Source organism: Actinomadura sp. KC06 (assembly GCF_004348735.1).
GTDB lineage: Bacteria > Actinomycetota > Actinomycetes > Streptosporangiales > Streptosporangiaceae > Spirillospora.
On record NZ_SMKT01000001.1, the window covers coordinates 1 to 10,991 of the forward strand.

At 72.2% G+C, this 10,991-nt stretch carries 13 protein-coding genes; 3 read left to right on the forward strand and 10 right to left on the reverse strand.

Translation table 11 applies throughout. The features are described from left to right. Positions 1 to 149 precede the first annotated feature (149 nt). Both E1287_RS00005 and E1287_RS00010 read left to right on the forward strand, forming a co-directional pair. Positions 150 to 545, forward strand: coding sequence for an ABC transporter permease (locus E1287_RS00005; RefSeq protein WP_131962171.1), 396 nt, complete (start codon positions 150 to 152; stop codon positions 543 to 545). A gap of 88 nt (positions 546 to 633) precedes the next feature. Next, positions 634 to 1,773: an EAL domain-containing protein gene (locus E1287_RS00010; RefSeq protein ID WP_243718407.1), complete on the forward strand. Its 1,140-nt coding sequence runs from the start codon at positions 634 to 636 to the stop codon at positions 1,771 to 1,773. A 53-nt stretch (positions 1,774 to 1,826) separates the two neighbouring features. On the opposite strand, the gene E1287_RS00015 is transcribed toward E1287_RS00010, so the two are convergent. Then, entirely contained in the window at positions 1,827 to 2,504 is a 678-nt protein-coding gene (locus tag E1287_RS00015) for a response regulator transcription factor (RefSeq protein ID WP_131962173.1), read from the reverse strand. Positions 2,505 to 2,520: 16 nt separating this feature from the next. After that, complete coding sequence (locus E1287_RS00020; RefSeq protein WP_243718421.1) at positions 2,521 to 3,699, reverse strand: histidine kinase; 1,179 nt, start codon at positions 3,697 to 3,699, stop codon at positions 2,521 to 2,523. On the opposite strand from E1287_RS00020, the gene E1287_RS00025 reads away from it, so the two are divergent. Then, on the forward strand, positions 3,694 to 4,392 hold the full coding sequence (locus E1287_RS00025; protein ID WP_243718423.1) for a hypothetical protein: 699 nt from the start codon (positions 3,694 to 3,696) through the stop codon (positions 4,390 to 4,392). The two genes, E1287_RS00020 and E1287_RS00025, sit on opposite strands and share 6 nt — an antisense overlap. 44 nt (positions 4,393 to 4,436) lie before the next feature. Here the strand turns inward: E1287_RS00025 and E1287_RS00030 are convergent, their stop codons facing one another. Genes E1287_RS00030 through E1287_RS00065 form a run of 8 tightly spaced genes read right to left on the reverse strand, consistent with a single transcriptional unit; the run spans position 4,437 to position 10,941 of the window. Further along, the gene (locus tag E1287_RS00030) at positions 4,437 to 4,757 is read right to left on the reverse strand and encodes a metal-sulfur cluster assembly factor (RefSeq protein WP_207933932.1); all 321 of its coding nucleotides are present in this window, start codon (positions 4,755 to 4,757) and stop codon (positions 4,437 to 4,439) included. Continuing rightward, positions 4,754 to 5,212, reverse strand: a complete 459-nt coding sequence (gene sufU, locus E1287_RS00035; RefSeq protein ID WP_131962177.1) for a Fe-S cluster assembly sulfur transfer protein SufU — start codon at positions 5,210 to 5,212, stop codon at positions 4,754 to 4,756. The genes E1287_RS00030 and sufU overlap by 4 nt, the downstream gene beginning before the upstream one ends. Before the next feature lie 54 nt (positions 5,213 to 5,266). Further along, positions 5,267 to 6,529, reverse strand: coding sequence for a cysteine desulfurase (locus E1287_RS00040; protein WP_131962179.1), 1,263 nt, complete (start codon positions 6,527 to 6,529; stop codon positions 5,267 to 5,269). Next, positions 6,526 to 7,290, reverse strand: a complete 765-nt coding sequence (sufC, locus tag E1287_RS00045) for a Fe-S cluster assembly ATPase SufC (RefSeq protein ID WP_131962181.1) — start codon at positions 7,288 to 7,290, stop codon at positions 6,526 to 6,528. Before sufC ends, E1287_RS00040 begins: the two co-directional genes overlap by 4 nt. 24 nt (positions 7,291 to 7,314) lie before the next feature. Beyond that, positions 7,315 to 7,635 carry a bifunctional 3-phenylpropionate/cinnamic acid dioxygenase ferredoxin subunit gene (locus tag E1287_RS00050; protein ID WP_131962183.1) on the reverse strand — a complete coding sequence of 107 codons (321 nt, stop codon included), beginning with the start codon at positions 7,633 to 7,635 and terminating at the stop codon, positions 7,315 to 7,317. After that, positions 7,632 to 8,768: a Fe-S cluster assembly protein SufD gene (gene sufD, locus E1287_RS00055; RefSeq protein WP_131962185.1), complete on the reverse strand. Its 1,137-nt coding sequence runs from the start codon at positions 8,766 to 8,768 to the stop codon at positions 7,632 to 7,634. The genes E1287_RS00050 and sufD overlap by 4 nt, the downstream gene beginning before the upstream one ends. Next, complete coding sequence (sufB, locus tag E1287_RS00060) at positions 8,768 to 10,180, reverse strand: Fe-S cluster assembly protein SufB (protein WP_131962187.1); 1,413 nt, start codon at positions 10,178 to 10,180, stop codon at positions 8,768 to 8,770. The genes sufD and sufB overlap by 1 nt, the downstream gene beginning before the upstream one ends. Next, on the reverse strand, positions 10,177 to 10,941 hold the full coding sequence (locus tag E1287_RS00065; RefSeq protein ID WP_243718462.1) for a metalloregulator ArsR/SmtB family transcription factor: 765 nt from the start codon (positions 10,939 to 10,941) through the stop codon (positions 10,177 to 10,179). The genes sufB and E1287_RS00065 overlap by 4 nt, the downstream gene beginning before the upstream one ends. Positions 10,942 to 10,991: the final 50 nt, after the last annotated feature.

Sequence of the window (10,991 nt, forward strand, 5' to 3'; positions counted from 1 at the left end):
GCACAGCCGATGGCGGGGGGGTGTGGGGGGTCGTCCCCCCACAGAAGGCACAGCCGATGGCGAGGGGTGTGGGGGGCGTCCTCCCCACAATTGACCAGCCCGGCGCGTTGAGGGTCCGCCCCGCGCGCGGATCGGGAAGGATGAGCACCATGTGGATCGCTCCCGAACGCCGCAGCCTCAGCAGGTGGGCCGTGCCCGGGCTCGTCCTGGGCGCGGGCGTGGTGGTCGGGGCCGTGCTGGCCGCCGACGGGCGGTCGGGCACGGCCCTCATCGCGCTCGCCGCGCTGGCCGGGTACGCGGGGTACCTCGCGTACCGGCGCAACGAGCCGGCGCTGCCGATCAGCGAGGGCTTCGGCTCCGGCACTCGCGCCCGCGCGCATCTGCGGGCCGCGGCGATGACCGGCGACGTGCTGACCGTCGCGGTGGTCGGCGGGCTGACCGTCCAGGCCCTGCGCGGCGCCGACATCACCGCCTACGCGTGGCTCGCCGCCGTCGCCGGCGTGACATATCTGCTGGCGGCGGTCGCGGGCGGTCGCGGCCTGTGACCGCGCATGTCCTCTGAACTGCGAATATTGGGTTAACTTCGGCTGACACATCTAGTTTCGTCGTGTAGTGGGGCGACATGATGCGGCTGTGTCAGCAGTCGATGCACTCGATGCCCTCCTCCCGGCCCGGGCGGTGTTCCATCCGGTCGTCGACCTCGGCACCGGAACCGTCGTCGCGGTGGAGGCCCACGCACCGCCGGCCGGCCCGTCCGGCCCGATGCGGCCCGATCCGGCGGCCGAGGACGTGCGGCGCGCGGTCGAGGCCGCCCGCGCCGCCTCCGGACTCGGCACGCCCCTGCCGCTGCAGATCGGCCTGCGCACCGAGACCCTCGCCCGCGGCGACGACCTCCTCGCCGACCTGCACCGCGGGCTCGGCGACACCGGACGCCGCCCGCAGGAGATCATCATCTGCGTGTCGGGCGGGTTCCCGCCCGCGGCGCGCCCGCCCGTCACCGCCGCGCTGTCGGGGCTGCGCCGGACCGGCTACCTCGTCGGCCTCGCCGGCCTCGGCGCCGCCCACGCGCCGCTGGACCTGCTCGTGGACGGCGCGTCCTACCTGCTGAAACTCGATCCCGAGCTGGCCCGCAGGTCGGTGTCGGAGCCGCGCCGCGCGGCGCTGGTCGGGAGCCTGGTCGAGCTGGCGCACCGCCTGGAGACGCACGTCCTGGCGCCGCAGATGGCGACCCGGGAGCAGGTGCTGCACATGCGGGACGCGGGGGTGCGGCTCGTCCAGGGGCCCGCGCTGGCGCCGCCGGAGTGGCGGCCGGGGATGCCGATCCACATCCCGGTCGCGGCCGCCGAGGAGCAGTCGCGTCCCGACCCTGGGCTGGGTCTGGGGCCGCGGGTCTCGGAGTTCACCCTCCCGGCGGTGACGCTGCCGCACACGGCGACCGCGGGCGAGGTCCTCAACGCGCTGAACGCCGAGTCCGGCATCACCAGCATCGTCCTGGTCGACGACCGGCAGCGGCCCCGCTGCACCGTGGACCGGACGCGCTTCCTGCTGCGCCTGTCCGGCGCGTACGGGCACGCGCTGCACGCCCGCCGTCCCGCCGCGCGGCTGGCCGACGCGCCCCGGCTCGTGCCGCGCACCGTCCCGGCGGTCGCGGCGCTGCGGGCCGCCGGGCGGGAGGACGAGCGCGTCTACGACGACCTGGTCGTGGTGGACGAGGTCGGGCGCTGCCTCGGCATCGTCCGCGTCGCCGACCTGATCCGCAGCCTGTCCAGCTGAAGGCCGTCCGCCGGCCTCCGGGCATCCGCCGCGCTGAGATCCTTTCTGGGGCGTCAGACCGCCCCGGGTGATCCTTTATGCGGATCGGTCCCGGAAAGCCCGGTGGCGGCCGTCTCCTGCGCGAAGATGGCCGCCTGGACGCGGCTGGCCAGCCCCAGCTTCGCGAGGATGCGGCTGACATGGGTCTTGGTGGTCGTCTCCGCCATGTCCAGCCGGGCCGCGATCTGCCCGTTCGACAGGCCCTCCCCCAGGCACGCGAACACCTCCCGCTCCCGCGGCGTCAGCTCCGCGAGCCCCGGCGCGGACGGGTCGGCCGCCGGGCGGGCGGAGAAGGCGCCGATCAGCCGCCGGGTGACCTTGGGCGCGATGATCCCCTCGCCGGCCGCGACCGTCCGCACGGCGTCCACCAGCCTGTCGGCGTCGACGTCCTTGAGCAGGAACCCGGCCGCGCCCGCCCGCAGCGCGCCGAACACGTACTCGTCCATGTCGAACGTGGTCAGCACCAGCACGTCCGCGATGCCCGCGATCTCCCGGGTCGCGGCGATGCCGTCCAGGCGGGGCATGCGGACGTCCATCAGCACCACGTCCGGCCGCAGCTCCCGCGCCAGCTCCACTGCCTGGACCCCATCAGCGGCCTCGCCAACCACCCGGATCCCCGGCGCCGCGCCGAGGATCAGCACCAGCCCCGCCCGCACCGCCGCCTGATCGTCCGCGACCAGAACCTCGATCATGACGCCCTCGCTCCGGTCATCGGGTCTCCGTGAACTGCTGGTCGACGGGCAGCTCGGCGTGCACGCGCCACCGTCCGGCGGCGGTGTCGGGCCCGGCGTCGAACTCCCCGGCCAGCATCACCGCGCGCTCGCGCATCCCCACCAGCCCGCTGCCGGTGCCGGGCAGCCGCGCAGCGTCCGCCCCGAGCGGGCTCAGCACGTCGATCACCACGCTGCGCCGCGTGTACTCGACGCGGACGTCGGCGCTGCCGGGACCGGCGTGCTTCAGCGCGTTCGTCAGCGCCTCCTGCACGATCCGGTACGCGGCCAGCTCCACCGCGGCGGGCAGCTCCGGCGGCTCCCCGGCGACTTCCAGCCGCGCCGACAGGTCGGACCGCGCCGTGTGCCGGACGAGCCGTCCGAGCTCCGCCAGCCGCGGCCGCGCCGCCGGATCCTCCTCGCCGTCCCCGTCCCGCAGCAGCCCGATCATCCGGCGCATCTCCGCGAGGCCCTGGACGCTGTTCTCCCGGATGACCTCCATCGCCCGCTCGATCCCCTCCCGGTCGAGGCCGGGCACCTTCAGCACGGCCGACGAGTGCAGCGCCACGGCGCTCAGATGGTTGGCGATCACGTCGTGCAGCTCGCGCGCCATCCGAGCCCGCTCGGCGGTCACGGCGGCCCGCCGGTCCAGCTCCGCGAGCCGCGCCACCTGCTCGGCGCGCTGCCTCTCCGCCTCCGCCCGGAACCGGTGCTCCCGGACGGCCATCGCCGTCAGCACCGGCGCGACCCACACCACCCCGGCGACCGACCCGCCGACCACCCCGACGGCGACGTCGCGCAGCCCGATCCCGGTGCCGGCCGCGACCATCAGCGACGCCACCACGGTCGTGCCGAGCAGCCACTCCGCGGTCCGGCGCCGCCCGTAGAGGCTCGCCGCGTACAGCGCGTCCCCGTAGATCATCGCGGTGGCGATGCCCGGGCCCATCAGCACGTCGGCGACGTTGAACGGCGTCGCCACCGCCAGCGCGGTCAGCGGCGCCGTCCGCCGCATCAGCAGCGCCGAGCACAGCCCGAGGAGCGGGACGAGGCGCGCCCACACCGGCGGGTCCCAGTCCTGCGACCACGTCGAGTAGCCGTGCACCGCGAGCATGAGCAGCCCACCGGCCAGCGCCGCCGCGGCGACGAGCGCGTCCTTGCGGGTGGTGAGCCTGTGCACGCCTCCATCTCAGCATCCCCGCGCGAGAACCTCGTCCACCGGGATGACGAGCACGCGTACATCCTTCGGACGACCCCCGGAACCCCCACCGCGGACGACGATTTCCGCCCGTCCCGCGCGGACGATGGAACCATCGAGAAAGGACTCCACGTGCTCATCGCGATCATCGCCGCCTGCGAGATCGGCTTCTGGGTCGTCCTCGCCGCCGGCCTCGTCGCCCGCTACGTCCTGCGCCTCCGCCGGACCGGCGCGGCGCTCCTGGTGTGCGTCCCCCTGGTCGACGTGGCCCTGCTGGCGGCCACCGCGATCGACCTCCAGGGCGGCGGGACGGCGGGCTTCGCCCATGGCCTCGCCGCCGCCTACATCGGCTATTCGATCGCGTTCGGGCACAGCATGGTCCGGTGGGCCGACGAGCGCTTCGCGCACCGCTTCGCCGGCGGCCCGCCGCCCCGCGGCAAGCCCGGCCACGGCCGGGCCCGCACCCGCTACGAATGGCGCGAGTTCGGGAAGGCGGCGATCGCCACCGCCATCGCCTGCGGCCTGCTCCTCACGATGATCGCCTGGGTCGGCGACCCCGGCCGCACCGAGGCCCTCAACGGCTGGCTCGCCCGCCTCGGCATGGTCCTGGCGATCTGGTCGCTATGGCCGATCACCCACACCCTCTGGCCGGCGAAGCCCAGTACGCACACGTGAGGCCGCGCCCTCGCGGGGCGCGGCCTTCGTGCGAGCGGTGCGGGTCAGACGTTGAAGCCGAGGGCGCGGAGCTGGTCGCGGCCCTCGTCGGTGATCTTGTCGGGGCCCCACGGGGGCAGCCACACCCAGTTGATCTTGACGTCCTTGACCATGCCCTCCAGGGCGCTGTGGGCCTGGTCCTCGATCACGTCGGTGAGCGGGCAGGCGGCGCTGGTGAGGGTCATGTCCAGGGTCGCGACCTCGTCGGCGATGGTGACGCCGTACACCAGGCCGAGGTCGACGACGTTGATGCCGAGTTCGGGGTCGACGACGTCCTTGAGGGCCTCGAGGACGTCCTCTTCGGGGACGGCCGTTTCGGTGGTCATGATGCCTCTCCGAGTGCGCGGGCGGTCGCGTCCTTCCACGCCATCCAGGCGAGCAGGGCGCATTTGATGCGGGCGGGGTACTTGGAGACCCCGGCGAAGGCGATGGCGTCCTCCAGGACGTCCTCGTCGGGCTCGACGTCCTGGCCGCGCGACTGCATCAGCGCGCGGAACTCCTCGCCGACCGCCATCGCCTCCTTGACGGACTTCCCGATGACCAGGTCCGACATCACCGACGCGCTGGCCTGGCTGATCGAGCAGCCCATCGCGTCGTAGGACACGTCGGCGACCGTGGCGTCCTGGCCGTCGCCGTCCAGGTGGACGCGCAGCGTCACCTCGTCCCCGCAGGTCGGGTTGACGTGGTGCGCCTCGCCCTCGAACGGCTCACGCAACCCCTTGTGATGGGGGTTGCGGTAATGGTCCAGGATGACCTCCTGGTACATCGCCTCCAGGTGCATGTGGTCCTCTCCAAGGCTCTCTCGCTACAACAGGGCAGGTCTCGGGGCTGTTCCTCAGGACGTGCCGAAGAACTTCTGGGCCTGCCTGACCCCGTCGGCGAGGACGTCGATGTCGCCGAGGGTGTTGTAGAGGTAGAACGTCGCGCGGGTCGTCGCCGGGATGGCGAAGCGGCGGCAGATCGGCCAGGCGCAGTGGTGGCCGACGCGGACCGCGACGCCCAGGTCGTCGAGGACCTGGCCGACGTCGTGGGGGTGGATGCCGTCGACGGTGAACGACACGGCGCCGCCGCGGGCCTCGGTGGTGCCGGGGCCGATGATCCGGACGCCGGGGATCTCGGTGAGCCGCTCCAGCGAGTAGCCGACGAGGGCCTCCTCGTGGGCGTGGACGCGGTCCATGCCGATCTCGGCGAGGTACTCGCAGGCCGCGCCGAGGCCGATCGCCTGCGCGGTCATCGGGACGCCGGCCTCGAACCGCTGCGGCGGCGGCATGAAGGTCGTCTCCTCCATGCGGACGATCTCGATCATGGAGCCGCCGGTGATGAACGGCGGCATCACCTCGAGCAGCTCGCTCCGTCCCCACAGCACGCCGATGCCGGTCGGGCCGAGCATCTTGTGGCCGGAGAAGGCGAGGAAGTCGACGCCGAGGCGGGTGACGTCCACCGGCTGGTGCGGGACCGACTGGGCCGCGTCCAGCAGGACGAGCGCGCCGACGGCGTGGGCCCGCTCCGCGATCCGCTCGATCGGCGGGACGGTGCCGAGGACGTTCGACTGGTGCGTCAGCGCGACGATCTTCGTGCGCTCGTTGACGAGGTCGTCCAGCTGCTCAAGGTCGAGACGGCCGTCGTCGGTGATGCCGAACCACCGGAGGGTCGCGCCCGTCCGCCGGCAGAGCTGCTGCCACGGGACGAGGTTGGCGTGGTGCTCCATCTCCGACACCACGACCTCGTCGCCCGGCCCGACCGCGAACCGCTCGGCCTCCGCGCCCGCGGTGGCGGCGTTGCTCATCGCGTACGCGACCAGGTTGATGGCCTCGGTGGCGTTCTTGGTGAACACGACCTCGGCGGTCGACGCGCCGATGAACCGGGCGATGGACGCGCGGGCCTTCTCGTAGCCCTCCGTCGCCTCCTCGGCGAGCTGGTGCGCCCCGCGGTGCGGCGCCGCGTTGTGCCGCTCGTAGAACTCGCGCTCCACGTCCAGGACCTGGACGGGCTTCTGCGAGGTCGCACCCGAGTCGAGGTACACCAGAGGGCGCCCGCCGCGCACCGTGCGCTGCAGCAGCGGGAAGTCCTTCTTCAACTCCTCCGGCAGCAAATTCATAGCGCGGCGCCCGCCTTTGCGTACTTCTCGTAACCCTTGTCCTCCAGCTCGTCGGCCAGCTCGGGCCCGCCCTCGGCGACGACGCGGCCGCCAGAGAACACGTGCACGAAGTCGGGCTTCACGTAGCGGAGGATGCGCGTGTAGTGGGTGATGAGCAGGACGCCGGTGTCGCCGGACGCGAACCGGTTCACGCCCTCGGCGACGACCTTGAGGGCGTCGACGTCCAGGCCGGAGTCGGTCTCGTCCAGGACGGCGACCTTCGGCTTGAGCATCTCCAGCTGCAGGATCTCGTGCCGCTTCTTCTCGCCGCCGGAGAAGCCCTCGTTGAGGCTGCGCTGCGCGAACGCGGGGTCGATGGACAGGTTCTCCATCGCCTGCTTCATGTCCTTGGAGAACTCGCGGAGCTTCGGGGCCTCCCCGCGGACCGCGGTGACGGCCGAGCGCAGGAAGTTGGAGACCGACACGCCGGGCACCTCGACCGGGTACTGCATCGCCAGGAACAGCCCGGCGCGGGCGCGCTCGTCGACCGACATGCCGAGGACGTCCTCGCCGTCGAGCGTGACGGAGCCGGACGTCACCTCGTACTTCGGGTGCCCGGCGACCGCGTAGGCGAGGGTGGACTTGCCGGAGCCGTTCGGCCCCATGATCGCGTGGGTCTCGCCGGCCTGCACGGTCAGGTCGACCCCGCGCAGGATCTCCTTCGCCCCGTCGGAGCCGTCGCCGACGGAGACGTGGAGGTCGCGGATCTCTAGCGTGGCCATGCGTGTTCGTCCTTCGTGGTGGGGTCAGTCGTCGTCGGCGGCGAGCGAGACATAGACGTCGCCGTCCTCGACCTTGACCTTGTATGTGGCGACCGGCTGCGTGGCCGGAGGATTGGTGGGCTTGCCGGTGCGCAGGTCGAAGCAGGACCCGTGCAGCCAGCATTCGATGGTGCCGTCGTAGATCTCGCCCTCGGACAGCGAGACCTCGGCGTGGGAGCAGATGTCGTTGACGGCGTACACCGCGCCGTCGCTGCGCGCGATGGCGATGGGCGTGTCGTCGATCTCGACGGCGAGCGCCCCGTCCGGCGGGACGTCGTCCAGCGCGCACACCTTCACGTACGTCACTTCGCGGCCCCCCGGTCGAGCTCGGCCTCGATGGCCTCGTGCACCTTCTCCCGCACTTCGGGGACCTCGATGCGCTCGATCAGCTGGCCCAGGTAGCCCCGCACGACCATGCGGCGCGCCTGGTCGAAGGTGATGCCGCGGGCCTGGAGGTAGAACAGGTGCTCGTCGTCGAGCCGTCCGGACGCCGAGGCGTGCCCGGCGCCGGCGACCTCGCCGGTGAGGATCTCCAGGTTCGGCACGGAGTCGACCCGCGTCCCGTCGGTGAGGACGAGGTTGCGGTTCAGCTCGTAGGTGTCGGTGCCCTCCGCCTCAGCGCGGATGATCACGTCGCCGATCCAGACGGCGTGGGCGTCCTGGTCCTGCAGCGCGCCGCGGTAGTCGACGCGGCTGCGGCAGTTCGGGACGGCGTGGTCGACGAGGAGCCGGTGCTCCAGGTGCTGGCCGCCGTCCACGAAGTACACCCCGTACAGCTCGGCGTCGCCGCCGGGCCCCTCGTAGGCGACGGACGGCGAGATCCGCACGACGTCGCCGCCGAGCGAGATGTTGTGCGAGACGAACCGGGCGTCGCGGCCGAGGCGGGCGTGCTGGTGGGACACGTGGACGCTGCCGTCCGCCCAGTCCTGCAGGCTGATCACCGAGAGGCGGGCGCCGTCGCCGACGACGAACTCGACGTTGTCGGCGTAGGTCGCGGGCCCGCGGTGCGTCAGCACGACGGTGGCCTGCGCGAACGGCTCCACGATCACGGTGGTGTGGCCGTAGGCGGCGGCCGAGGCGTCCTCGCCGCGCAGCCGCAGCACGGTCGGCGCCGACGCGACGGCCTCCTTCGGCACGGTCACGACGGTGGCCTGCGCGAACGAGTTCCACGCCTGCGCGCTGACCCGGTCGGACGGGACGTAGGCCGTGCCGAGCCGCGCGTCGTCGCGCCCGACCGTCTCGACGGTCACCTCCGGCGGCGCCTCCGCCTCGACCAGGACCTTGCCGTGCGCGTCGGCGGTGCCGTTGTGCAGGCCGCGGAGGCGGCGCAGCGGCGTGAACCGCCACTCCTCCTCGCGGCCCGTCGGAACGTCGAAGTCGCCGACGTCGAACGACGCCTTGTCGTGCAGCGTCGAGAGAGGCTTGACATCGAGCCCCATCAGCCGACGGCTCCTTCCATCTGCAGCTCGATGAGCCGGTTCAGCTCAAGGGCGTACTCCATGGGCAGCTCGCGCGCGATCGGCTCGACGAACCCGCGCACGATCATCGCCATCGCCTCGTCCTCGGTGAGGCCGCGGCTCATCAGGTAGAACAGCTGCTGCTCGGACACCTTGGAGACGGTGGCCTCGTGGCCCATCTCGACGTCGTCTTCGCGGACGTCGACGTACGGGTAGGTGTCGGACCGGCTGATCTGGTCGACGAGCAGCGCGTCGCACTTCACGGTGGACTTGCTGTGCTCGGCGCCCTCCTGGATCTGCACCAGCCCCCGGTAGGACGTGCGGCCCCCGCCGCGCGCCACCGACTTGGAGATGATGCTGGAGGAGGTGTTCGGCGCGGCGTGCACCATCTTGGCGCCCGCGTCCTGGTGCTGGTCCTCGCCCGCGAACGCGATCGACAGGGTCTCGCCCTTGGCGTGCTCGCCGAGCAGGTACACCGCCGGGTACTTCATGGTGACCTTGGAGCCGATGTTGCCGTCGACCCACTCCATCGTCGCGCCCTCGTAGGCGACGGCGCGCTTGGTCACCAGGTTGTAGACGTTGTTGGACCAGTTCTGGATGGTCGTGTAGCGGACGCGGGCGTCCTTCTTCACGACGATCTCCACGACGGCGGAGTGCAGCGAGTCCGACTTGTAGATCGGGGCGGTACAGCCCTCGACGTAGTGGACGTAGGAGCCCTCGTCGGCGATGATCAGCGTCCGCTCGAACTGGCCCATGTTCTCGGTGTTGATCCGGAAGTAGGCCTGGAGCGGGATCTCGACGTGCACGCCCGGCGGGACGTAGATGAACGAGCCGCCCGACCACACGGCGGTGTTGAGCGCGGCGAACTTGTTGTCGCCGACAGGGATCACCGAGCCGAAGTACTCCTGGAAGATCTCCGGGTGCTCGCGCAGGCCGGTGTCGGTGTCGAGGAAGATGACGCCCTTCTCCTCAAGGTCCTCGCGGATCTTGTGGTAGACGACCTCCGACTCGTACTGCGCGGCGACGCCGGCGACGAGGCGCTGCTTCTCCGCCTCGGGGATGCCGAGCTTGTCGTAGGTGTTCTTGATGTCCTCGGGCAGCTCCTCCCAGGAGCCGGCCTGCTGCTCGGTGGAGCGGACGAAGTACTTGATGTTGTCGAAGTCGATGGCCGACAGGTCCGAGCCCCAGGTGGGCATCGGCTTCTTGTCGAACAGGCGCAGCCCCTTGAGGCGGAGGGCGAGCATCCAGTCGGGCTCGTCCTTCTTGCCCGAGATGTCGCGGACGACGTCCTCGTTCAGGCCGCGCCGCGCCGAGGCCCCGGCCTCGTCGGAGTCGGCCCAGCCGAACTTGTACTTGTCGAGCCCCTCCAGTTCGGGGTGGGCTGCCGTAGTCATAGGGAGGTCCCTCCGGACTCCTCGTCACTGATCAGTGGTCGCTCGGGGGACGCGGCTCCCCGGTCCCCCGGGTCGTGCTCCTCGCCTCCGGTCCCGCACAGGGAGCGGGGACTGACGTGGGTGGTGCATATGCCGTCGCCGTGGGCGATCGTGGCCAGCCGCTGGACGGGGGTGCCCAGCAGGCGGCTGAACGCCTCGGTCTCGGCCTCGCACAGCTGCGGGAACTCCGCGGCGACGTGCGCGACGGGGCAGTGGTGCTGGCACAGCTGCTCGCCGCCGCCCGGCTGGGGCGCCTTGGCCGCGGCGGCCGCGTAGCCGTCGCCGGACAGCGCCTCGGCGAGCGTGCGGACCCGCTGGTTGGGCGGGGCCTGCTGCACGACGGGCCGGTAGCGGCGCTCCAGGTCGGCGATCTGGCGCCGGGCGAACTCGGCGACCGCGTGGTCGCCGGCCGTCTCGGCGATGAACCGCAGCGCGCTGGTCGCCAGGTCGTCGTAGGCGTGCACGAACGCGTTGCGCCCGGCGTCGGTGATCGCGAACCACTTGGCGGGACGTCCCCGGCCGCGCCGGGCCTGCGGCGCCCGCGCCTTGCGGACCTCGATCATGCCGTCGGCCAGCAGCGCGTCCAGGTGCCGGCGGATGGCGGCGGGCGTGAGGCCGACGCGCTCCCCCAGCGTGGACGCCGTGACCGGACCGTGTTCGAGAATGAGCCGGGCCACTCGCGCGCGTGTGTCACGCTCGGTGTGGGCGGGCACGGAAGGCACGCCGAGGGACCGCGCGGTGGCGGCCTCTGCGCTGGTCCGGTCCTCGCTCA